This is a genomic window from Streptomyces sp. NPDC026417 (assembly GCF_055567695.1).
In genome coordinates, this window is the sequence record NZ_JBVHPY010000002.1 from 138,694 (window position 1) to 159,355 (window position 20,662).

Annotated in this window: 22 protein-coding genes; 11 read left to right on the forward strand and 11 right to left on the reverse strand. The window is 73.3% G+C overall.

The genetic code is table 11. The annotated features are described in order from the left end of the window. Positions 1 to 35 precede the first annotated feature (35 nt). A complete protein-coding gene (locus ACZ4NT_RS03335; RefSeq protein WP_467723074.1) occupies positions 36 to 965 on the reverse strand; it encodes a hypothetical protein in 930 nt (309 codons plus the stop codon). 210 nt (positions 966 to 1,175) lie between these two features. On the opposite strand from ACZ4NT_RS03335, the gene ACZ4NT_RS03340 reads away from it, so the two are divergent. Further along, the gene (locus ACZ4NT_RS03340) at positions 1,176 to 1,520 is read left to right on the forward strand and encodes a hypothetical protein (protein ID WP_121409154.1); all 345 of its coding nucleotides are present in this window, start codon (positions 1,176 to 1,178) and stop codon (positions 1,518 to 1,520) included. A gap of 60 nt (positions 1,521 to 1,580) precedes the next feature. After that, complete coding sequence (locus tag ACZ4NT_RS03345) at positions 1,581 to 2,669, forward strand: glutamate--cysteine ligase 2 (RefSeq protein WP_467723077.1); 1,089 nt, start codon at positions 1,581 to 1,583, stop codon at positions 2,667 to 2,669. 56 nt (positions 2,670 to 2,725) lie between these two features. On the opposite strand, the gene ACZ4NT_RS03350 is transcribed toward ACZ4NT_RS03345, so the two are convergent. The 3 genes from ACZ4NT_RS03350 to ACZ4NT_RS03360 form a co-directional block, all read right to left on the reverse strand. Further along, positions 2,726 to 2,980 (reverse strand): DUF6158 family protein, encoded by a 255-nt coding sequence (locus ACZ4NT_RS03350; protein ID WP_121409156.1) that lies wholly within the window; start codon positions 2,978 to 2,980, stop codon positions 2,726 to 2,728. Between the two features lie 167 nt (positions 2,981 to 3,147). Beyond that, on the reverse strand, positions 3,148 to 3,822 hold the full coding sequence (lexA, locus tag ACZ4NT_RS03355; protein ID WP_467723079.1) for a transcriptional repressor LexA: 675 nt from the start codon (positions 3,820 to 3,822) through the stop codon (positions 3,148 to 3,150). A gap of 153 nt (positions 3,823 to 3,975) precedes the next feature. Continuing rightward, a complete protein-coding gene (locus tag ACZ4NT_RS03360; protein WP_121409157.1) occupies positions 3,976 to 4,806 on the reverse strand; it encodes a class I SAM-dependent methyltransferase in 831 nt (276 codons plus the stop codon). Between the two features lie 72 nt (positions 4,807 to 4,878). Between ACZ4NT_RS03360 and ACZ4NT_RS03365 the strand changes: the two genes are divergently transcribed. Next, positions 4,879 to 5,481 (forward strand): TetR/AcrR family transcriptional regulator, encoded by a 603-nt coding sequence (locus tag ACZ4NT_RS03365; protein ID WP_121409158.1) that lies wholly within the window; start codon positions 4,879 to 4,881, stop codon positions 5,479 to 5,481. 62 nt (positions 5,482 to 5,543) lie between these two features. Here the strand turns inward: ACZ4NT_RS03365 and ACZ4NT_RS03370 are convergent, their stop codons facing one another. Continuing rightward, a complete protein-coding gene (locus ACZ4NT_RS03370) occupies positions 5,544 to 6,326 on the reverse strand; it encodes a hypothetical protein (protein ID WP_467723081.1) in 783 nt (260 codons plus the stop codon). A 716-nt stretch (positions 6,327 to 7,042) separates the two neighbouring features. Here ACZ4NT_RS03370 and ACZ4NT_RS03375 point away from each other — a divergent pair. After that, positions 7,043 to 7,870 (forward strand): class I SAM-dependent methyltransferase, encoded by an 828-nt coding sequence (locus ACZ4NT_RS03375; protein WP_467723083.1) that lies wholly within the window; start codon positions 7,043 to 7,045, stop codon positions 7,868 to 7,870. Positions 7,871 to 7,951: 81 nt separating this feature from the next. On the opposite strand, the gene ACZ4NT_RS03380 is transcribed toward ACZ4NT_RS03375, so the two are convergent. Beyond that, positions 7,952 to 9,085, reverse strand: coding sequence for an FAD-dependent oxidoreductase (locus ACZ4NT_RS03380; protein WP_121409161.1), 1,134 nt, complete (start codon positions 9,083 to 9,085; stop codon positions 7,952 to 7,954). Positions 9,086 to 9,315: 230 nt separating this feature from the next. On the opposite strand from ACZ4NT_RS03380, the gene ACZ4NT_RS03385 reads away from it, so the two are divergent. Beyond that, positions 9,316 to 9,942, forward strand: a complete 627-nt coding sequence (locus ACZ4NT_RS03385; RefSeq protein ID WP_121409162.1) for a TetR/AcrR family transcriptional regulator — start codon at positions 9,316 to 9,318, stop codon at positions 9,940 to 9,942. A gap of 132 nt (positions 9,943 to 10,074) precedes the next feature. Further along, positions 10,075 to 11,067, forward strand: coding sequence for a magnesium and cobalt transport protein CorA (locus ACZ4NT_RS03390; RefSeq protein WP_467723086.1), 993 nt, complete (start codon positions 10,075 to 10,077; stop codon positions 11,065 to 11,067). A 55-nt stretch (positions 11,068 to 11,122) separates the two neighbouring features. Here the strand turns inward: ACZ4NT_RS03390 and ACZ4NT_RS03395 are convergent, their stop codons facing one another. Beyond that, complete coding sequence (locus ACZ4NT_RS03395; RefSeq protein ID WP_467723088.1) at positions 11,123 to 12,418, reverse strand: PP2C family protein-serine/threonine phosphatase; 1,296 nt, start codon at positions 12,416 to 12,418, stop codon at positions 11,123 to 11,125. Positions 12,419 to 12,699: 281 nt separating this feature from the next. Here ACZ4NT_RS03395 and ACZ4NT_RS03400 point away from each other — a divergent pair, with 281 nt between their 5' ends. Next, positions 12,700 to 13,113: an STAS domain-containing protein gene (locus ACZ4NT_RS03400; protein WP_183117240.1), complete on the forward strand. Its 414-nt coding sequence runs from the start codon at positions 12,700 to 12,702 to the stop codon at positions 13,111 to 13,113. A 367-nt stretch (positions 13,114 to 13,480) separates the two neighbouring features. Here the strand turns inward: ACZ4NT_RS03400 and ACZ4NT_RS03405 are convergent, their stop codons facing one another. Next, positions 13,481 to 14,497, reverse strand: coding sequence for a DNA polymerase Y family protein (locus ACZ4NT_RS03405; RefSeq protein ID WP_467723090.1), 1,017 nt, complete (start codon positions 14,495 to 14,497; stop codon positions 13,481 to 13,483). 89 nt (positions 14,498 to 14,586) lie between these two features. Between ACZ4NT_RS03405 and ACZ4NT_RS03410 the strand changes: the two genes are divergently transcribed. Then, the gene (locus ACZ4NT_RS03410) at positions 14,587 to 14,925 is read left to right on the forward strand and encodes a DUF6233 domain-containing protein (protein WP_121409167.1); all 339 of its coding nucleotides are present in this window, start codon (positions 14,587 to 14,589) and stop codon (positions 14,923 to 14,925) included. Positions 14,926 to 15,131: 206 nt separating this feature from the next. Here the strand turns inward: ACZ4NT_RS03410 and ACZ4NT_RS03415 are convergent, their stop codons facing one another. Further along, positions 15,132 to 15,728, reverse strand: coding sequence for an STAS domain-containing protein (locus tag ACZ4NT_RS03415; protein WP_121409168.1), 597 nt, complete (start codon positions 15,726 to 15,728; stop codon positions 15,132 to 15,134). A 130-nt stretch (positions 15,729 to 15,858) separates the two neighbouring features. Here ACZ4NT_RS03415 and ACZ4NT_RS03420 point away from each other — a divergent pair, with 130 nt between their 5' ends. From ACZ4NT_RS03420 to ACZ4NT_RS03430, 3 genes are all read left to right on the forward strand, one after another. Further along, positions 15,859 to 16,218 carry a winged helix-turn-helix domain-containing protein gene (locus ACZ4NT_RS03420; protein ID WP_121409169.1) on the forward strand — a complete coding sequence of 120 codons (360 nt, stop codon included), beginning with the start codon at positions 15,859 to 15,861 and terminating at the stop codon, positions 16,216 to 16,218. After that, positions 16,215 to 16,676 carry an ANTAR domain-containing protein gene (locus ACZ4NT_RS03425; RefSeq protein WP_467723092.1) on the forward strand — a complete coding sequence of 154 codons (462 nt, stop codon included), beginning with the start codon at positions 16,215 to 16,217 and terminating at the stop codon, positions 16,674 to 16,676. Before ACZ4NT_RS03420 ends, ACZ4NT_RS03425 begins: the two co-directional genes overlap by 4 nt. 170 nt (positions 16,677 to 16,846) lie before the next feature. Further along, the gene (locus ACZ4NT_RS03430) at positions 16,847 to 17,131 is read left to right on the forward strand and encodes a DUF5133 domain-containing protein (RefSeq protein WP_121409170.1); all 285 of its coding nucleotides are present in this window, start codon (positions 16,847 to 16,849) and stop codon (positions 17,129 to 17,131) included. A 79-nt stretch (positions 17,132 to 17,210) separates the two neighbouring features. Here ACZ4NT_RS03430 and ACZ4NT_RS03435 read toward each other — a convergent pair whose 3' ends face one another. Beyond that, positions 17,211 to 20,090: a M48 family metallopeptidase gene (locus ACZ4NT_RS03435; protein ID WP_467723094.1), complete on the reverse strand. Its 2,880-nt coding sequence runs from the start codon at positions 20,088 to 20,090 to the stop codon at positions 17,211 to 17,213. Beyond that, the gene (locus tag ACZ4NT_RS03440) at positions 20,087 to 20,650 is read right to left on the reverse strand and encodes a hypothetical protein (RefSeq protein ID WP_467723096.1); all 564 of its coding nucleotides are present in this window, start codon (positions 20,648 to 20,650) and stop codon (positions 20,087 to 20,089) included. The genes ACZ4NT_RS03435 and ACZ4NT_RS03440 overlap by 4 nt, the downstream gene beginning before the upstream one ends. Positions 20,651 to 20,662 lie beyond the last annotated feature (12 nt).

The window sequence follows — 20,662 nt, forward strand, 5'->3', positions numbered from 1 at the left end:
CTTTCACCTGCGGCACCGGCCGGGCGGCCCGGTCCTCACGTGTCGTCTCCCCCGGCGCCGCCCAGGCGTCGCACCTGTTCGGCGGCCTTCGTGGCGCTGGCGCGGGCCGCGCGCAGCCGGCGGTCGGCGTCGCGTTCCCGTTCGCTCGCCGCCCGCTCGTCGGTGCGCGCCTGCCGGTGCTCCTTCTCTGCGCCCGCCAGCTCCTCGGTCAGCTCCGCGATGCGCTCCCGCAGCCCGGCGACGTGCTGCTGCGAGGTCTCCGTCAGCCGCCGGGCGTCCTGAGCCGCCCGCTGCGCCGCCTCGTTCTCCTTCTCCTGCGCGTGCACGTCGCGCTCGGCCAACTCGGCCGTCCGGCGGGCCTCGGCGAGCTGCTTGCGCTGCCGCGCCCGGTCCGCAGCGCTCGCCCGGCCCGGCTCGCGGGGCGGCGCGGCCGGCTCCGCAGGACCACCGCGGGTCGGGGCCTTCCGCGGGGTCGAGGTGGCCGGGGTGACGGCGGGGAAGCCCACGACCGCATTCAGCGGCCTGGTGAGCCGTCCCGCGGCCCACTCCCGGGCGGCGTCCGCGTCCGCGAGCACCGCGTGCAGGGTCTCCTGTACCTCCTGCAGGGCGCTCTCGCCGATGGGGTGCCCCGCCTCGGCCGCCAGGTGCTTCGCCTGCTGGGACAGTGCCCTGACCAGGGCCTGCTGCTGCCCGGCGAGCTGACGCAGCTGTGCGCCGTCCAGATCCTGATAGGCCTGGCGCAGTGCTTCGCCGAGCCGGACCAGGGGTTCGATCTCGTCGGGCTGCTGCCGGACCAGCAGGTTGCTGGCCCACGCGGAGAGGCTCGGGCGGCGCATCGCACCGATCCGCTCGGACAGCTCGCGGTCGCCCGCGGTGCGGGCAGCCGCGGCGCGTTCGTTGCGGACGGCGGTGAACTGCTCCGGCCGCAGCCCGTACAGCTCATCGGCGACGGCGTCCACGTCCACCCGGCGTCCTTTCTCCGGAAACAGACGGATTCCTCCCGATAGTGTCAGTCTTCTCCCCCGCATGCGGGTTCTGGTTGATGCCTACGGGGGAGCCGTGGTCGTCCGCCGCTCGGCTCGGACCGGCGCCTGCCCGCGGGGGTGTCCGGGCGCTGTTCCAGGGCAGTCGGATCCCGGAAGGGCGGGCAGCCGAACCGACCTCGAGGACGAGAAGTGAGCTTCGAACAGCAGCGTGACATCGCCGAGGACCCACAGGCGCAGGTGGAGGGGCCGACCGGAGAGGAACGGGCGGCCTGGGAGGACGTACGACGACGCGCCACGGGCATGTCGCACCACGAGTCCAAGGTGGCGCGGGACGCCGCACGGCACGCCGTGAAGTCCCCTTCCCTCACGGGCACCGAGGCGGCACGCGCGGAAGCCGAGGTCGAGGAGTGGGAGCGGGTGACCGACGCCCTCGCCGACCATGCCGGGACCTACGACCCGGAGATCGATCCGTTCGTGCAGGGTGAGAAAGCCGCTCGCACGCTCCACCGGGGCGGGGCGCGGAAAGTCCGGTAGCGCCCCGGGCCCCCGCACCTCCCCAGCTCCAGAAAACCCCCCGCAGAGAGGCCGCAACACGTGCGCACCGTCGGAGTCGAGGAAGAACTTCTCCTGGTCGACCCGGAGACCGGGGAGCCCCGGGCCCTGGCCGCGGCCGTACTCGCCCGTGCCGCCAAGGACGATCCGGAGGAGGAGACGTTCGAGAAGGAGCTGCATCAGCAGCAGGTCGAGTTCGCCACCCATCCGCAGTCGGACATGGCCGAGCTCGGCGCCGAGATCGTGCGCTGCCGCAAGGAGGCGGCACGGCTCGCCGGGGAGGCGGGTGCGGCCGTGGTGGCGCTCGCCACGTCGCCGCTGCCGGTGAGTCCGTCGGTCAGCACGAACAGCCGGTATCAGTGGATGGCCGACGAGTTCGGTCTCGCGACGCAGGAGACGCTCGTCTGCGGTTGCCACATCCACGTGTCCGTCGAGAACGACGACGAGGGCGTCGCGGTCCTCGACCGCATCCGCCCCTGGCTGTCCGTGCTGACGGCGATCAGCGCGAACTCCCCGTTCTGGCAGGGCCGGAACAGCGCGTACAGCAGCTACCGCAGCCGGGTGTGGGGGCGCTGGCCGATGGCGGGCCCCACCGAACTCTTCGGGTCGGCCGAGCGCTACCACCGGCGGGTCGACGACATGGTCGCCACCGGGGTCGCGCTCGACAAGGCCATGGTCTACTTCGACGCCCGGCTCTCCGACCAGTACCCCACCGTCGAGATCCGCGTCTCGGACGTCTGCCTGGAGGCGAGTACCACCACCCTCATCGCCACGCTGGCCCGCGGGCTCGTGGAGACGGCGGCGCGTGAGGCCCGTGCGGGTGTGGAGCCGGTGGGCCACAGTGTCGAGCTGCTGCGGCTGGCCGCCTGGCGGGCGGCCAGGTCGGGGCTGGAGAAGGACCTCCTCCACCCGCTGACCATGAAGCCCGCGCCCGCCGGCGAGGTCGTCCGGGCCCTGCTGGACCACGTCGGCGACGCCCTGCGTGACAGCGGGGACGCCGACCGCGCCGAGAAGACCGCCACCGAACTGCTGCGGACCGGCAACGGCGCCCGGGTGCAGCGTGAGCTGCTGGAGCAGACCGGCACGCTGAGCGGCGTGGTCACGGAGTGCGTACGACGCACCCAGGCGTGAGCGTCCCGGGCGCACGCGACTCCACGCACGGCCGGGGCGTCGCCCGTGCCCGCCGCTCAGGCCTCGCGGGCCCGTGCCCCTTCCCGGGTGCGGCCCGCGGCGACCGCCCGCTGCGGGTTGCGCCGCAGGTACTCCTGCTCCAGCGCCGCCGTCCGGCGGTCGTGGGCGTCCAGGGCATCCGGCGCGCCGTGCAGGAACGTGTCGTGCCGGGTGCGGTGCACGCTCTCCAGTTCGCGCAGCAGCTGCTGGTCGTCGAGCCGCGCGGGATCCAGTCCCCCGGCCGCGCCGCTGCCTTCGTTCGGCGTGGACACAGTGAGCTCCTAAGGGGTCGAGGCCGCGGCACACAGTCCTGGCGGGCATGCGTGCCCGAGGTGCCTCGAGTCACCCGATCACCGGGGCGCAAACAACAGGGCACGTGCCTTCGGGGACGCTGCCACCGGGATCACCCGCTCTCCGGGGCGCGGCCGGACCGCTCGGGTCAGAGCCGGCGCAGGACGCCGACGACCTTGCCCAGGATGACCGCCTGATCGCCCGGGATCGGGGCGTAGGCGGGGTTGCGCGGCATGAGCAGCACCTGGCCGTCCCGCCGGTGCAGCTGCTTGACGGTGGCCTCGTCCTCGATGAGTGCGGCGACGATGTCCCCGTGATCGGCGCTGTCCTGGCGGCGGACGGTGACGATGTCGCCGTCGCAGATGGCCGCCTCGATCATGCTGTCGCCGGCCACGGTCAGGGCGAACAGATCGCCCTCGCCGACCAGTTGGCGGGGCAGCAGGTAGACGTCCTCGACCGCTTCCTCGGCCAGGACGGGCACACCGGCGGCGATCCGCCCGATGAGCGGCACCGCGGCCGGGGGCCTGCTGGAGCTGCCGCCCAGGTCCGGCGCCCAGGTCGGGCGCACGCGGTAGGCGCGGGGCCGGTGCGGATCGCGGTACAGGACGCCCTTGCGCTCCAGGACCATCAGCTGGTGCGCGACGGAGGATGTGCTGGCCAGGTTCACGGCCCTGCCGATCTCGCGCATCGACGGCGGGTAGCCCTGGCGGGCGACCTCGCTCGCGACGAACTCGACGATGGCCGCCTGACGGGCCGTCAGCTCGCCTTCGACGGAGCGGACGCCCGCCGGCCTGCCCCGGCGCGCTGTTGCCGTCTTCTCCATCTGGACCACCTCGACTCAAGATCTCACTGAGCGCGACCCTAACCCGCGATCCCGCCGAAAGGGAACGCCCCTCCCGAATCACGGCATTTGCACCCCGCCCGGCCGCGGCACCGCCCGGATCCGACCGCACCGCTCCGGTCACCCGCCCGCGGTTCAGGCAGCGCCGGCGCGCACGGCCGTGACGACCACGGTCGCGTACGCCACCGAAAGGCTGCCGCCCCGCGCATCGACGGCGGCCCCGACTCCCTCCAGGACCTCGGCCAGCCCGTCGGGCGGGAGCCGCGTGAAGGGACCGAAGGTGGGCAGCTGGTCGAGCCAGGCGTCCCGGGTGCAGGACCATTCCCAGTCGAACCGCCACCGCTCCGGCACGGTGAAGTCACCCGTCGCACGGATGCCGTCGGACGCGTCGACCAACAGCCCCTGGTACAGGTCGAGGGCGCCGCGGGTCAGCGCCCTCGGGTCCATCGGGGAGCCCGGCAGCACGCGCCGGCAGGCCTCGGCGAGTGCCTCCGCCACATCGGCGGGGAGCTGGAAGACGTTCCAGAAGGCAGCCAGTCGGCCGCCGGGGCGCAGCACGCGCGCCGCGGCCGCCGCTCCCGCCTCGGGGTCGATCCAGTGCCAGGCCTGGCCGGCGACCACCGCGTCGAAGGTGCGGCCGGCCGGGTCCCACGCCTCGAACGTCGACTCCTCGACACGGGTGCCGAGTCGGCGTGCGAGGTGGGCCATCCGCCCGTCGGGCTCGACGCCCAGCACACGGCACCCGGCGGACCGGAACTGCCGGGCCGCGATACCGGTCCCGCAGCCGACGTCGAGGACGTCGGGGCCGGGACTGCCCGCGACGATCCGGTCCACCATGGCGTCGGGATAGCGGGGTCTGACCCGGTCGTAGCGTTCGGCGTCCGAGCCGAACGACTGGGCGGCGGAGAGGAGTTGAGAGGGTTCGCGGCCGTCGGGGCGGTCATGCCCCGGAGGTAGGATGGGCATGCGCCCACTATGGTGGGCACTTGCCCACTCGTCAACGGGGCCGCCACGAGCGGGAAATGAGGAACACACGCCATGCCGACAGGGGTCGCTCTCCGCGACGCGCGGGAGCAGCTGTTCGACGCCGCCGAGCGGGTCCTGCTCCGGGACGGTCCGGACGCCCTGACCAGCCGGGCGGTCACCACGGAGGCGGGCTGCGCCAAGGGCATCCTGCACCGGTACTTCTCCGACTTCGACGGCTTCCTCGCCGAACTCGTCCAGGACCGCATCGGCCGGATCGAGGCCCGGGCCGCCGCCCTGTGCGCGTCGGCGGGCACCGGGACCGTCGCCGCCAACCTCACCGCCGTGCTCACCGACCTCTTCGAGTCGGTCGCGGTGGCGATCGTGGGCCTCGTGACCTCGCGGGACGGTCTCCGCGCCCGCCTGCGCGCCACCACGCCGACGGGCATCCCGCTGCTGACCGAGGCCACGGCGACGGTCGCCTCCTACCTCACCGCCGAGCGCGCGCGGGGCCGCCTCGCGGCGGACGCCGACGTGGACACCCTCGCGCCCACGCTCATCGGGGCCGGGCACCTGCTGTTCGCCGACCGCAAGGGTGCCCCGCCCGAAGCCGGGGCGCTCCACAAGGTCGTGACCACGGTGCTCGCGGGAGCCGTCGGCGCGGCCCCGGCCCCGTAGCTCAACCAACCTGCCGGCAGGGGCAGTTCACGGGTGACGACAGCGGTAGCAGCGGGGCGGGGTCACGCCTTCGCGGCGCTCTCCTCGTACCACACCGCCACCAGGCGATCGCTGAACCGCTTCGGGCTCGCGAAGCCCGCTTCCGCCGCCCGGTGCAGCCGGATCGACTCGTCGGTGAGCGTGACGGCGACCGCCGGACAGTCCTCGATCCGGTTCGTGGTGTCGGGGGCGCACCGGCCCACGTCCTGCACGGAGTGCCCGGGGCAGACAGCCCGCCGGGGCAGGTCGATCTCCAGAATCAGTTCGCCGGGGCGCGTGAACCGGTAGGCGCCGGACTTCGACGGCGACGCGGGCTTGCCCCCGTACCCCTGCATCACGCGCGCCGTGAGGCCCCGCGCCGACGCAGTGCGCCCCTCGCCGTGCGCTCCCTGTATGTCGATCGTGACCCGGTGCTCCGCGACCGCGTGCGTCCCCGGCGACGCCGGAAGCAGCAGGGGGCGGGATCCCGGGTCGATGCGCACCGAGACGGTGAAGGCGGGCGCCCCGTCGAAGGCGGGACCCGAACTGGAGTAGCCGTAGGAGGCGATGGCCAGGGAGGGCGTGGCACCGTCCTGCTCCCCCTGTCCCGCCGCCTCGGGCCGTGGTGAGCGAGGACTGCCGCACCGCGAGAGCGCGGCCGTGGCCCCGCCCGGAAGGCGTACGTCGCTCAGGGCCCCGGGGACCGCGTGCAGGCCGACGCGCTCCTCCTCCGGCAGAAAGCCTCGCGCGGACAGGGCCAGCAACACGACGAGCGGCACCGCCAGCATCGCCCACGCCCGGCCGGAAGGTCCGGTGATCCGGTTCATCTCAGGCCGAGCCCCGTTCCACCGTCGTGCCCATCAGGCTCACGCCCTCCCCCATTCCCCTGCCGGACTCGTACTTCCTGTACTGCGCACCGGCCGCCGAGATCGTCACAGCCGCCGGCGGAGGGACGGCGGGGCGGCGTACGACGCGTCCTCGCCCCCGGCCGTCCCGGTCACCCGCACGCGGCCGCCGACGGCGCTCAGAGTTCCCGCGCGGGCCAGTCGAGGAGCCGCGCCCCGATGACCGCGGTCCCCCAAAGAACGTTGCCGGAAACCGGCAGTGCGCGGGCGGACACCGGGCGGGCAGGACGGCGCGAGGGGAGACCGCGGATGGTTCCGGTGCCGGGCACCGGCACGTTGTTGCCGGTACGGAGGGCCCGGCACCGGAACCCGAAGCGCGCGGCCGCCCCCCCCCTCCGAACGGGGACGCTGCAGCGCTGCCCCGCACGCGGTGGCCGCGTGGCAAGCCCCCTCGCGACCGCCGCCGGCCGCCGCGCAGCCCGTGGGGCCGATCGGCTCAGGCCCGGCGCGCCTCGGCCGGACGGGCCGGCGCCCGTGGAGGATCGGTGGGGCGGCGGCCCCGGCACGGCCGCCCCGCATCTCCCCACCGTGCGAAGAGGTCCGGCCGTGAAACCGTTCGACGATCCGCAGCACCCGCTCCTCGCCGACGCGGTGCGGCCACGCAGCGGCCGCGCCCTTCCCGGCACGCCGGACGCGACGTGACCGCGGCTCCGGGCGGGGACGCGCCCGGCGACGGCCGCTACGGCGAAGCCGTCTTCCGTCCCGAACAGGCCGGCGAGGGCGAGCGCATCGACTTCGGCGCCCTCGCCTACGACGACATCACGATGGGACGCCTGCGGGCGCTCGGGGCGGGCCCGGGGTGGCGCTGCCTCGACGTGGGTGCAGGCACGGGTACGGTCTCGCGACGGCTGCTGGACGAGTGCGGGGTGGCCGGCGTCCTCGCCGTGGACCGCGACGTTCGCTTCCTGCGCGCGCGGCCCGTTCCCGGTCTGGAGGTGCTGGAGACCGACATCACCGCCCCGGACGCAGTGCCCGGCCGGTTCTCGCTCGTCCACGCCCGCTTCGTGCTGATGCACCTGCCCGAGCGGGAGCGCCTGATCGGCACACTGGCCGAACTCCTCGCCCCCGGAGGCGTGTTGGTGCTGAGTGACGCGGTCGACCTGACGAGCGACCGGGCTCCCGGCACCCCGTACAGCGTGGCCATGCGGGCGATGTGGCAGGGGTTGCGGACCACCATCGGCACCGACGTCTCCTGGGTGCCGTCGTATCCGCAGCTGCTGCGCGAGGCGGGGCTCGCGTCCGTCGCCGCCGAGATCCATGTGCCGCCGTTGGTGCCGGGGAGTCCCCTGAGCCGGTTCTGGGCGGACACGTGGGAGCGCAGCAGAGCCGCGATGGTCGACACCGGGCTGGTCGACGACACGGCGCTGGACGAGTCGATCCGGTACTTGAGCTCCGACGACTGCGCCGCGCTGTCGGCCGGCATGCTCACCGCCTGGGGCCGGAAAGCCGGTACCCCTCCGACGTGACCCGCCGTCGACCGAGGAGGGAGGCGGCGGGCGTCCCGGGCACCGCTCGACCGCTTCCCCGGTCCCGGCACCGCCGACCGGTCACGGCCGGCCGTCGCCGGCGAACTCGGGCAGCTCCGTGGAGAGCAGGTCGGCGGCCGCCCCGTCCAGGAGCCTGGCCATGTCGGTCGAGCGGGGCACCATCGTCCTCTCGTATCTGCGGACGGCGTCGTCGACGGTGCCGCCGGCCGCGAGCGCGAGGGCCAGGTCGCGGGCATCGAGCATGGCGAGGTTGACGCCGACACCCAGCGGGGGCATGAGGTGGGCGGCGTCGCCGAGCAGCGTGACGCTCGGGTTCCGGTCCCAGGTGTGCGGGACCGGCAGGGCGTGGATCGGACGGTCCACGTAGCGGCCGTCGTTGTCGGCGATCAGCCGGCGCATGCGCGGCGACCACGCGGCGTAGCGCTCCAGCAGTGTGCGACGGATTCCCTCGGTGTCGTCGGGCGTCAGGCCGCCGGCGGTGATCCAGTCGGCGGGGACGCGCTGGATCACGTAGACGCGGATGTGGTCGCCGCCGTTCCGCTGGGCGAACAGGCCGCGCTCGCCGTCGGCCGCCGCGGCGCTGCCCCGGCCGACCAGTTCGGCGATGTCGGGGTGCCGTGCGTCGACGTCGTCGAACCAGGCCTCCAGGAAACTCACACCGCTGTACCGGGGAACGGCGGAGGAGACGGCACGGCGCACTCGGGACCAGGCGCCGTCCGCACCGATCACGAGGTCGGCCTCGATGCTCGTCCCGTCCGTGAAGTGCAGCGTGCGCGGTCCGTCGGCGGGTCCGCCGACCTCCCTGAGGGTGTGGCCCCACCGCACGGTTCCGGGGAGCAGCGAGCCGAGCAGGAGCTCGCGCAGGTCACCCCGGTCGATCTCCGGTTTGAACAGCTCGCCCTCGCCGGGGACGTGGTGGAACAGCATCGCGCCGGACGGGTCCAGCCGGCGCATCTCCTGCCCCTCGGGGCGGGCCAGCCGCAGGAACGCGTCGAGCAGCCCGGCCGCCTCCAGGGCCAGTTGGCCGTTGTCGGCGTGCAGGTCCAGGGTGCCGCCCTGATCGCGGGCGGCGGCTGCCGTGTCACGGTCGTGGACGGTGGCGGTGATCCCGTGCCGCTGGAGGATGCGAGCGCAGGTCAGGCCGCCGGGACCGGCGCCGACGATGGCGATGCGCGGGGCAGGGGTGGTGGTCATGGTGGTGCTCCGTTCACGACGTACCGCCGCTCCGCGGCCGTACGGATGCTGGTTGGGGTGAGGACGCCGGCCCCGTTCAGGGATGTGCGGGGTCTGCCGGGGCGGCGGGAGAGGCACGGATGGCTCGGGCGGCAGCGCCTCGCAACCACGCCCCAAGAAAAGCACACCGAGTACATAAGTGCAACGAGTCAACTTTTGAAGCTGAGCCACCTTGGCGGTAGACTGCCGCCATGCCAGACACCACGTCCGACTCCGATGCCGGCGTTTCGCCCGCGCCTCCGGGCCGCCGCGAGCGCAAGAAGGCCGCCACCCGCCGAGCCATCGCGGACGCCGCGTTGCGCCTGTTCCTGGAGCGTGGGTACGACGACGTCGGCATTCGCGAGATCGCGGACGCCGCGGACGTGTCCACCACCACGCTGTTCAAGCACTTCCCGGTGAAGGAAGCCCTCGTGTTCGACGAGGACGCGGCTCAGGAGGCCGCCCTCCTCGCGGCGGTCCGGGAGCGGCCGAAGGGGCAGTCCGTCCCCGCGGCCCTGCGCGATCACGCACTGCGCTCCCGGGTGGTCGCCCCGGACGGCGATCCCCGCTTCGGCGCGTTCCTCCGCCTGGTGAACGGCACCCCCGCCCTGCGCGACTACCTCCAGAACATGTGGCTCCGCCACACAGCCGCACTGGCCGAGGTCATCGCGGCGGAGAGCGGGCTCCCCGCCGACGACCCCGCGTGCACCGCCCTCGCCCACTTCGCCCTCGAAGCGCCCCGCGCCGCCCTGCACCACGACGACAGCCGCCAAGCGGTCGTCCGCGCCTTCGATGTGCTGGAGAACGGCTGGAGCGCGCTCGCATCCACCCGCGAATGACCGCCGCAGACATGTGAGCCGCCCCGGACGCCGACGCCCGTGCCGCCGCCCGGCAGCCGGGCGGCTCCCGCTTCGGTGGGGGAAGACCGAGATCGCATGCATGCAATCGCCCGGTCCGCGCAGGTGTGAGGAATGAAGTGTCTTATCTACCGTGACTCTCCGGACTCGCCCGAGCACGTGGACTGCGAGAAGCAGGACGACGGCGGCCGGGCGGCGGTGCTGGAGAGCCTGAAGCGTGTCGGCGACCGGGAGTTCTGCTGGATCCACCTGGACGATCCGGATCCGCGGGAACTCGAGGAACTGGCGGATCCGCTCGGGCTGCACCCCTTGGCGGTGGAGGACGCCGTCCAGGCGCACCAGCGCCCCAAGCGGGAGCGCTACGACGACGTGCTCGTCGTCGCCCTCAAGACGCTCTGGTACCTGGAGGACCGGGGCGACGTGGAGACCGGGGAGGTCATGGTCTTCACCGGCCCCCGGTTCGTGCTGACCGTCCGGCACGGCCGGGCCGACCCCGTGGCGGAGGCGGCGCGACGACTGGGCGAGGCGCCGCACATGCAGCGGTTCGGCCCCGTCGCCGTCCTGCACGCCGTCCTGGACACCGTGGTCGATTCCTACCTCACGGCCTCCGTGCAGGTGCGCACCGACCTCACCGCGCTGGAGCGCCGCGTCTTCTCCCCCGACCGCGAGGACCTCACCGAGCAGATCTACTCGCTCAAGCGTGAGGTCCTGGAATTCCTCGACGCCGTGCAGCCCCTGGTGCCCGTCGTGCGGGACTTCGCCGGGCCGCGCGCGGAGTGGCCCGAGGAGATGCTGCCGTACTTCCGTGACGTCGCGGACCACATGAACCGCACCGACACCGAGGTGCGCTCGCTGGACGAACTGCTGAACTCCGTCCTCGACGCACACCTCGCACGGGTGGGCACCTGGCAGAACGACGACATGCGCCGCATCTCCGCCTGGGCCGCCATCCTGGCCACGCCCACCCTCGTCGCCGGCATCTACGGCATGAACTTCGCCCACATGCCGGAACTGAGCTGGACGTACGGCTATCCGCTCGCCATCGCCGTCATGGTCGTGGCGGCCACGCTGCTGCACCGGACGTTCCGCCGCAACGGCTGGCTGTGACACCCGGGCCGGGAAGTGGCGGGCGGCGCCGTGGCCGGCCCTGCAGCCTGTCCGCTCACCGAGCCGCGGGGAGGCGCAGGGCGAGGAGGGCCACGTCGTCGGTGGAGTGGGCCGCCAGGCCGGTGAGGAGTTCGTCGCACAGGACGCCGAGGGGCCGGCTGTGCAGTGCGGCCGCATGCTGGCGCAGCCGGGTCAGCCCGCTGCCGATGTCCTCGCCGCGTCGCTCGAGGAGGCCGTCGGTGTAGAGCAGGATCGTGCTGCCGGGCGGCAGCGGACGCCGGGCGTCGACCCGGGGCTCGGTGGGGTGGACGCCGAGCAGCAGCCCTTGGACCTCGTCCAGGTACTGGGTGTCGCCCTCCTGGGTGATCAGCAGCGGCGGCGGATGGCCGGCGGTGGCCCAGTGCAGGTGCCACGGCCCGCCCGGGGCCCCGCTGAGCAGGGCGTAGATGCAGGTCGCCGTCGTGTGCTCGGAGAGTGAGTTCACGGCCATGTCGAAGCGGCGCAGAATCTGCGCCGGGGGCTCCTGCCGGTCGCAGGCGATGCCCCGCAGCATGTTGCGCAGCTGGCTCATGGTGACTGCGGCGCGCAGATCGTGTCCGGTCACGTCGCCGATGATCAGGGTCGTGTCGCCCTGCGGGAGACGGAAGCTGTCGTACCAGTCACCGCCGACGTCGGCTCCGGTCGCGGCCGGCGCGTAGCGGGCGGTGATCTCCAGACCCGGCAGCTCGGGCAGCGAGGGGAGGAGGGAGCGCTGCAGGCGCTCGGCGATCTTCTGGGTCTCCTTGTACAGGCGGGCGTTGTCCAGGGCCAGCGCGATCCGGTGGGTGAGGTCCTCGACGAGTGCCAGGTCGGCCTCCTGCAGGGCCGGGCGTCCCGCGTGACGGACGATCGTGAACGCCCCCAGCACGCGGCGGCGGGCACGGAGGGGAGCGACGATCAGGTTGTCCCCGCCCAGCCTGGCGAAGAGTTCGAGGTTCGCGGCGTGCAGCGGATCGCTCGCCTGGTCGGCGGCCGGGACGTCCGAGGCCGACAGGAGGAGCGGCCCGGCGCCCAGCAGTACGCGGGACAGGGGGCCGGAGGCGGTGGTGGGCACCTCCGGAAGCGGTCCGCTCGGATCGGCGACGCCGACGTCGAGATCGTGGTGGGTCAGGCACACCCGCTCCAGCCGGCCCTCGGCGTCGAGGAGGTCCGCCATCACCCAGTCGGCCAGCTGCGGGACCACGATCCGGCACACCCGGCGCAGGCCTTCCACCGCGTCCAGCGTGCTCGACAGCGCGTCCGCGACGTCGTTCAGGAGGGTGAGGCGGTCCAGCGCCTGCTGCAACGCGTCATCCACGTCGAAGTCGTCCACCCGCCCAGCCTTCCCGCCCGGGGTGAATCCCTACCCATCACCGTACGACGGCCACTGCCACACGGACGAACGGTGCGGCGGCGGAACGGCTGTCGCACGGTGGGGTGCACTCCCCCGCGGCGCCGGGCCGGACGGGGCTCCGCCGCGCGCCCCACGCGGCGATCGCAACAATGGCCGCCTGCCGGGCATGCGCGGCGTATTGCGGGGAAGGAGTGCCGCGGCTTCCGTCGGCGGTTCGGGGGGAGCCGTGGCCGTTGGGCAAACAGCGGCCGACTGCATTCATGACCGGCGACACGGCCGGTCGGAAAGCGACGGATGTGCGCCGGGAGACAGTACGGCGACTGCAGATCCGCCAGGCCCGGCACGGGCCCGGCGGCATCGTCCTGCGCGTCTCCGGCGACCTCGACGTGCACACCGGGCCCCAGTTGCGGGAGGCCATCGGGCGGGCCGTCCCGGAACTCGTCGAGGGTGACCTGGAAGTCGACCTGTCGGACGTCGCCGCCTGCGACGAGGGCGGCCTCTACACCCTCCTCGGGGTGAGCGACGCCCTCCACATGATCGGCGTCACGATACTGATCACCCGCACCAGCGCCTGTGTGGACGCGGTCCTGCACACGACGGACCCGCTCACCAGGCTGCCGTTGCGCAACACGCCCGCCGACCCACCGGACACCCCGGAATCACCGGCCCCCTGAGGGTCCGCCAGGGAACCCTCTCCCGACAGAGCCCGGCAGCAGGCGCGTTCGTCCGGATCGTACGACCGCAGAGGTGACGGCTTCCGGGAGCGCCTACTGCGGATCGTTCGTACCGCTGCCGTTCCCGCTCGACGCGGCTCGCTTCGACGCCGTCGCCGCTCGGCCCGCCGAACCCGAGCCCGCCACAGCCGGCCTTCTCGCGCAGTCGGCGTGTGGGCTGCTGTCGCCTCGCGCATTCGGCGTGTGGGCTGTGTCGCCTTGCCCGGCGAGCGGCGGTGGTGCGCAAACGCCGGAAGAAGATCCGGCCGTACGGGAGCCGGCCGACGCCACGGCCGTCCGGATCGCGGGCCGGAGCCCGCCCTTTCGCCTAGGAGGCCCTGCCGAGCAGCGCCGCGGGGCCGATCGCCCGCGGGCCGAACTTGTCGCGGATGCGGTCGCTGACCTCCTCCGCGACCAGACGGGCCTCGCGCCCCCCGTCCAGACTGATCTGCTCGGCGACCTGGTCGGCGCCGACGAGGTCCTCGCCCCGGAGCGCGATCGCGGTGAGGCGGCCGCGCTGGAGCCCGGCGGCGTCGATGAGCCGGTAGGCGAGCCGGCGCAGGTCCTCGTCGTGGGCCGAGGCCGCCGCGAGCCGGCGGGTCTTCTCCCAGGACGTGCCGCCGGCGAACCGCAGAGTCAGCGTCAGACCCCGGGCCGCCTGTCCCCGGCGGCGCAGCCGGTGGCCGAGTTCGACGACGAGGTCCAGCAGCGCCGCGCGCACCCCGGCACCGTCGAGGGCGTGCCGGGTGAAGGTGCGCTCGACGCGGGCCGAGGCGGGGAGGGCGCGGGGGGCGACGGGGCGGGGATCGATGCCGCGGGCCCGGTCGGCGGCGAGCCGTCCCGCGCGGCCTCCGAGGACCCGCTGCACGGTCGCCTGGGGGATCGAGGCGAGCAGGCCGACACAGTGCACCCCGTAGTCCCGCAGCGCGGCCGCCTGGCGGGGCCCGATGCCGTGCAGCGCCTCCACGGGCAGCGGGCCCAGCCAGTCCGCCACCTGCTCGGGAGCCACGGCGAGGACGCCACCGGGTTCCGGCACCTGGCCCGACGCGGTGGCCGCGACGGCGATCGTCGGCCCGATGCCCACGCGGACATCGACGCCCAGCCGGGAGATCGTCCGGATGCGGAGCGTCTCCCCCAGCCTGCGCGCGTCCACGCCGTGGTAGCGCAGCGCACCCTTCAGCTCCACCAGGGCGGCGGTCGGCGGCAACGCCTGCACGACGGGCGAGAGTTCCGACAACTGCTCCAGGACGTGCCGGTAGACCTCCTCCGGCAGGGCGTCCGGGCAGCGCACATGCATCACGCTCGGCACCCCCGGCGTTCGGCGTGCCTCCGTATCCGCGGTCATGACACCCACCTCCTGCCCCCATGTTATCGAACGAAAATTCGAACACGCGAGATGGAAGCGTGGGCGGGTCTGGACCTAGAATCAAATACATGTTCGATGACCTCCCGCCTGACCTGGCGCGACTGCTGACCCTGCGGGTCTGGCACGCCATGTGGCTGGAGCGCATCGACCTCAAGATCGCTGCCGTCCGGAAGCGGGAGGCCGAACAGGAGGAGGGGCGCCGCAGCCGGCCCGCGCCCCCGGACTGGATCGTGGAACTGGGCATCGGCGAGGGCCGCCTCCCCGTGGAGCTCCACGCCGGGGACTGCTACGCGGCCGGCAAGCGACGCCGCCCCGTCACCCGCGAGGAAGCGCGCAGCCTCCTCGCCACGGGCCTGCGCGCCTGCACCCACTGCGAGCCGGGGCAGCGGCTCGGCATCCTCGAATAGAGGGTGCCCCCACACGCTCGACAGGTACGCACGGTGGAACGCGTCGCCGGTGGTGTGGTCGACCTCGCCGTCCAGAGCCGGCACGGATGATGCCGTCGGCGGTGACGGATCGGGCGGCCGAGGCGCGGGAAGGCCGCACCGGGCTCATGCCTTCCTGCCTCGGGCCGCCAGGCGACGTGGGATTCGGCGACGGCGGCGGACGGCGGTCACCGCACGTGCGCGGGGCGCGCCGCGGTCGAGGCGTCACGCGCGCCGTCGGCGGCGTCGCCCCACTCGGCTTCCGCATCGACCGGTTCGATCCGGCCCCCGGCTGCGGACACCGCAGGCACGGCCTCCGTCGCGACGGGGTGTACGACCCCCGGCCGCGGTCCGGCGGAGTCACCGTGGCCGTCCCTTCCGCCCTCACCCGGTCGGGTGAAGAGCGGCAGGGCGCCCGCCATGGAGAGGAGCCGGTGGACCGCGGTTCCGCCGCCCCGGACGAGAACCGTCCTGCCCTCGGCGAGCGCGCGCCGGTGAAGGCGCAGCAGCGCGTTGAGACCGGCGCAGTCGCAGAAGTCGACGCCGCTCACGTCGAGGTCGATGCCCCGGACCGAGCGGGCCAGCGCCTGCTCCAGGCCCTCCAGGAACGCCTGCTCGGTGTCCATGTCTATCTCACCGTGCACGGTGACGATCGTGCGGTCGCCCGCGGACTGCGTACGGACGTGCAGCGGCGGCGGACAGGAATCGCCCCGGGGCGCGGGAGGTCCCGCGCAGACGCGCGCGTCTCCGGTCATGCGCTGCGCGGGATGCGCACGTCGTTGCATGGCAGTCGCTCCCAAGGCATCCACGTCTCGGTCCCTCCAGGCTCGGTCCGGCACAGCGTATACGTCAAGAGATACAGGAAATTTCTTTCACCCTTTTGTTTACGCGAATCGCGCGTCCTATCCTGAGGGCATGAGAGGAGTACCTGAGACCCACACCGGCTGGACGTTCCTGACGAACCACGCCCGCGTCCTCGCCGCCATCGCCGACGACAACACGACCCGGATCCGTGACATCGCCGCTCGCTGCCATCTCACCGAGCGTGCTGTCCAGAAGATCGTGTCCGACCTGGAACGGGACGGCTATCTCACCCACACCCGACAGGGGCGCTCCAACTCGTACCGCATCGAGCGGGGCACCATCCTGCGCCACCCGGCCGATGCCGGCCTGACCGTCTCGGACCTGCTGACCCTCATCGCTCAGCACGACGACCGGCCCGGGCAGTTGCAGCAGGCGGCCACGCGCGGCCGGGCCTCGGGGGCCGACCGATGACGGCGACACCTCCCCGGGACGGCGCGCGGGCGACCGGGCGTCCGGGGCCGCACGACGGCGCGGCCGGACCCGTCCCGCGCCACGCCATCGGCCAGGAGCTGCGTGAACTGCTGACGTCCGGCACCGCCGGCCCGTCGGCGTCGGACACGGGCGCCGGGCAGTCGGAACGGGACGCGGTCAGGATGTCGCGCCTGGAGGACGAGAACCTGCAGTTGCAGGAGGCGGTCCGCTCGCACGCCGTCGTCGACCAGGCCATCGGAGTCGTCCTGGCCGTGGGCCGGATCACTCCGGACGAGGGCTGGGAGGTTCTGCGGAACATCTCCCAGCACACCAACGTCAAGCTCCGCCATGTCGCCGAGCTGATCGTCGACTGGGCCCGCACGGGGGAACTGCCCGGCGAGATCCGCAGCCGACTGGAGCGCGAACTCGGCCTGGGGGAAAGCGATGCCGTCGGATAGACCCGCCCGGTTCGCCGCGGCCGACGCGGCGCCTGCTCCCGTACGGAAAGGAGTGACGCGTACGAAAGCAAGCGAAAGGTGAGGCGTGAGGGGCACCGGCCGGGGTAGCCGGGCTCTGCCCCCACTGCGGAACACGCCTGCCCCGGGCGCCGTTGCGAAGGAGACCGACCATGCTGATGGCCCACCCCGCCGTCCTGGCGAACCTCATTTCCCAGTACGAAGCCCTCAGCGCCCTGCACGCCGAAGAGGGCAACGACGAGGCCCGGCGCCGCCTCGAAGACATCACGTACACCCTGTGTGTCGCCACGGGCACCCGCGACATCGACGCCGCTCTCGTCGCCGCCCGCCACCAACTGCCCGGAGCTCGCCCCTTCGACGACTCCCTCGTGGCCTCCCCCGTCCACGACGCGGCAGGAGCACGCAGCGCCGACAGCGGGACCCTGGCCTCCCTGTGAGCCGGACGGCTCTCTCGCGGGGCACCCGGCGGATGCAGCGGCGTGGCATCAAGCCCTTCACGGGTCGTGCCACACCCGCCTAGTTCCCCGTTGCGCCGGTCCACTGCCAAGTGGCCAGCATGGCGTCGAGGTTGTCCTTGGTGTCCTCCATGTTCGTGGGGAAGTCGGTAAGTTGGAGGCGCAGCTGCTCCTTTCCGACTTCGATGAGCACGATGTGCCGGTCGTTGCCCGGAGAATCCGCGACCAGGGCGCGATGTCCGGCCACCTTGGTGCGGCGTCCCCCTTCGGCGAGGACGTAGGGTGTCGTCCGGTCGATCGGAAGCGCGGTGGTGCGTCCGACCACCAGCACGGCGCGCTGGCCGAACCCGGGCTTCTCCAGCCTCAGTTGGCGGCGTTCGGGTCCCTGAACCGCCCCGGTCCCCGCGCCGCTCCCGGCCGTCGTGTCGTACCAGCCGGGCGCCATCTGCACACGGAAGTCCCCGCCGTCGACCCACCCGTCGTCGCCGAGTGCCGTCCCGGCCAGACGGGCGGGGTCGAAGCGGCTCTCGTCGACGAAGGCGGACGCGCCCAGCGACAGCGCGGCAGCCGTGGTGAGAGCGAGCGCGGTGCGCCCCCAGGGAGACCGCCCGAAGCGGATCACCGGAGAGGCCGGGACAGACGGGGTCTCCCCTGCGTCGGCGCGCTTGCGGAGCGTCCGGTCCCGAAGGGCCGCGCACGGCGGCACCAGCAGGGCCACGGCCGCCCCGGTCCAACCGACCAGGATCTGGACGACCGTCCAGACGTACGCCGCAGAGGGCGGAGCGATACAGGCACGGCGGGAGAAGGGTCCCTCGAGGGCGTCGACGCAGTTGCCGAGGAGACCCTGTCCCACGACGACGGGGATCGCCGCCGCGAGACACACCAGCGCCGCAAGCACCCCGGCGGCCGGCGGCCGGCGTCGGGCGCGTGCCACGGCTACGAGGGCGGTCAGCGCCACGGCGACGACGGCCGCCGCCAGCTGCGAGAAGTAGAACCGGGCGAAGAAGTCGGAATGCCAGCGTTCCGCCAGGGGCAGCCGGTGGGCCAGAACGCCGGTCAGTGACAGGAACGACATCAGCAGAGCTGTTCCGACCAGACCGATGCGTACCGCACTGCGTGCCGGCCCCGGCAGCACCCTCCGCCACAGCGGCGCTCCCGGAGGGGCGGAGGGTGGCGACGGCGCGTGGAACCGTTGCCAGATCACGGTCACGACCGTCAGCAGCACCATCGCCGCCGCCATGCCGAGCAGCACGGTCGGCAGCCCTGACGCCACCACGAGAGACACCGCCATGACCGGCCCGTTGAGTTCCGACACGAACCCGACCATGTCCAGCAGCGGGTTGTCGTCGAGACCGACCAGGGACTGGCCCATCGCCACGACCTGCGACAGGTAGGTGTAGCCCACGGAGGCCACCGCGACCGCGATGAGGAGTGCGCCGGGCATGTGCCGCCGGGACGCCGACGGCGTGCTCCGGGCGGTCATCCGGTGCCAGCACGCCACGGCCTCGGCGGTCAGTCCGTGTACGGGAACGGTGACCAGCACGACGAACAGCACCCAGCCCGGAACCCACCTCAGCAGGTCGGATCCCTCCTCCCGGAGCAGAAAGGACGAAGGTGAGGCCAGCGGGCCGAAGGCCGTGCCGGTGGCCAGTCCCAGGCCGAAGGGCAGCATCCGGACGGGAGCGCCGCCGGGGTGGGCGGACTCGTACCGCCACCGCCCCACCACGACGACGGCCGCCACCAGGATCCCGGGGACCGCGCTCATCCACACCGGTACGACGACGAAGCTCCCGAGGGCGGACAGGCCGCGCAGGTCCGTGAGGGTGACCATGGCCGTCAGGCCGAGGCCGACGCCGCCCCAGTAGCCCAGCCCGAACGGCAGGCTGGTGCCGGACAACCGCGCGGCCCGGCGCGCCGGCGTGGGGTGCAGGGTGCGCAGGCCGCTCAGTGCCCGGCGGGGCGGTACCGGCATGTCCCGCAGCACGCGAGGCAGCGCCGTACGGTCTCCCTCCCACTCGGTCACCCGCGCGTCCGCCTGGAACTCACGCGAGCGCACCAGGGCGGCCAGCAGGAGCAGTGCCAGCAGGCCCAGGAGCAACGCCTGCGGCAGAGGACCGGTGACCATGAAGCCCAGGGGCCCTGGGTGACGGAGATAGCTCACCGAGTAGGTCCCCAGCACCAGGCCGAGGGCGGCCGTGAGCGTGAGGGCGAGATACGTCGGCTCGATGTCCCGGTTGCGCAGGTGGGCCAGTTCGTGCAGGACGACCGCGCGGAAGGCCTCGGGATCGGTGCGGTACCGGACCAGCAGACCGGTGCTGAGGGCCAGTGTGCGCCGCCGGGGAAGACCGTAGACGAAGGCGGAGGGCACCGCGTTGAACGGCTGGAGGGCGAACCGCACGGGCTTCACACCCGCCAGCCGTCGCAGCCGTTCCAGTTCCGCCAGCAGATCGGCCGCCTCGTCGGCGGGGAGTGGACACAGCCTGCGGCGCCGTCGGTACCACGCGGGGTGAGCCAGGTACAGCAGCACGCCCGTACCGAAGACCAGCCCCAACCCCCCTAACTGGTGCATCAGTTGGCGGCGCTTCGCCGGAGCCAGGCACTCCTGGAGCGTCGCGATGTTCCGCAGCTCCTCGTGGTACATCCCGATGAGTGTGTGCATGTCGGCCGGGCCCGCCGGCGACTCCGCCGTCGTCCGGCCCTGCATCCGACTCGCGCACTCGACGAACGTCTGCGCCTGTTGCCGCGCCTCCGCGGGCGGCGTGAGCAGCGTCGACAAGAACGTGGAGCATGCGAGCGTCACCGTGATCACCAGCAGCACGAACAGGAACGTCGTCTCGGCGGGCGGTCCTGACCTGCTTCTCCGGCGGACGGGCTCCTGCACCGTCTCGACGGCGGGCGAAGCGGACGCTGCCGCGTGGTCGATCCTCTCCGGCGCGCTCACCCGTCCACCCCGGAAAGCGTCGGTGAGGCGGTTCCCGCATCCCGCGGATCCGGTGAGACGTGTTCCGCCTCCTGCCGATCCGGTGAGACGTGTTCCGTCTCCCGCGGATCCGGTGCGGGGGCCGGCTCCTGCGCGGCCTCGGCGGCCGGACCCGCCAGCGCGCCGACCACCGCATCGGCCATCAGCCGCTGCTGCTCCTCGGACAGGCCCATGGCCCCGGACTGCTGCATCACCCGCCGGTGGACCTCCCGCAGGTGTGCGGGGCCGAACGTCACCTCCGGATCCTCGTCCGTGCCCCAGCCGAACCGTGACCGCAGTCGTGCGAGCACCTCCTCGGCCCTGGCCCGTCCGGCCCGCATCGTCACCCCCGCGGCCTCCGCGCAGAGCGATTCCCACAGCCGGCGGCAGACCTCCAGCGCCACCGGGGTCAGCAGCGCCACCGCCGTCTCGACCCCGATGCCGAGGAGCATGTCCCGGCCCCTGCGGTCCAGCCGGATACCCCGTTTGAAGTACTCCTCGCGCATCAGTCCGTACGCGGGGAGTTCGCCGGGCGCCTGCATCGCGACGACCCT

Coding starts and splice junctions, on each gene's coding strand:
- lexA (WP_467723079.1), bottom strand. CDS start 3,822: ATGGAGAAGACGGCAACAGCGCGCCGGGGCAGGCCGGCGGGCGTCCGC.
- ACZ4NT_RS03360 (WP_121409157.1), bottom strand. CDS start 4,806: ATGCCCATCCTACCTCCGGGGCATGACCGCCCCGACGGCCGCGAACCC.
- ACZ4NT_RS03365 (WP_121409158.1), top strand. CDS start 4,879: ATGCCGACAGGGGTCGCTCTCCGCGACGCGCGGGAGCAGCTGTTCGAC.
- ACZ4NT_RS03370 (WP_467723081.1), bottom strand. CDS start 6,326: ATGAACCGGATCACCGGACCTTCCGGCCGGGCGTGGGCGATGCTGGCG.
- ACZ4NT_RS03380 (WP_121409161.1), bottom strand. CDS start 9,085: ATGACCACCACCCCTGCCCCGCGCATCGCCATCGTCGGCGCCGGTCCC.
- ACZ4NT_RS03385 (WP_121409162.1), top strand. CDS start 9,316: ATGCCAGACACCACGTCCGACTCCGATGCCGGCGTTTCGCCCGCGCCT.
- ACZ4NT_RS03390 (WP_467723086.1), top strand. CDS start 10,075: ATGAAGTGTCTTATCTACCGTGACTCTCCGGACTCGCCCGAGCACGTG.
- ACZ4NT_RS03400 (WP_183117240.1), top strand. CDS start 12,700: ATGACCGGCGACACGGCCGGTCGGAAAGCGACGGATGTGCGCCGGGAG.
- ACZ4NT_RS03405 (WP_467723090.1), bottom strand. CDS start 14,497: ATGACCGCGGATACGGAGGCACGCCGAACGCCGGGGGTGCCGAGCGTG.
- ACZ4NT_RS03410 (WP_121409167.1), top strand. CDS start 14,587: ATGTTCGATGACCTCCCGCCTGACCTGGCGCGACTGCTGACCCTGCGG.
- ACZ4NT_RS03415 (WP_121409168.1), bottom strand. CDS start 15,728: ATGCAACGACGTGCGCATCCCGCGCAGCGCATGACCGGAGACGCGCGC.
- ACZ4NT_RS03420 (WP_121409169.1), top strand. CDS start 15,859: ATGAGAGGAGTACCTGAGACCCACACCGGCTGGACGTTCCTGACGAAC.
- ACZ4NT_RS03425 (WP_467723092.1), top strand. CDS start 16,215: ATGACGGCGACACCTCCCCGGGACGGCGCGCGGGCGACCGGGCGTCCG.
- ACZ4NT_RS03430 (WP_121409170.1), top strand. CDS start 16,847: ATGCTGATGGCCCACCCCGCCGTCCTGGCGAACCTCATTTCCCAGTAC.
- ACZ4NT_RS03440 (WP_467723096.1), bottom strand. CDS start 20,650: ATGCAGGCGCCCGGCGAACTCCCCGCGTACGGACTGATGCGCGAGGAG.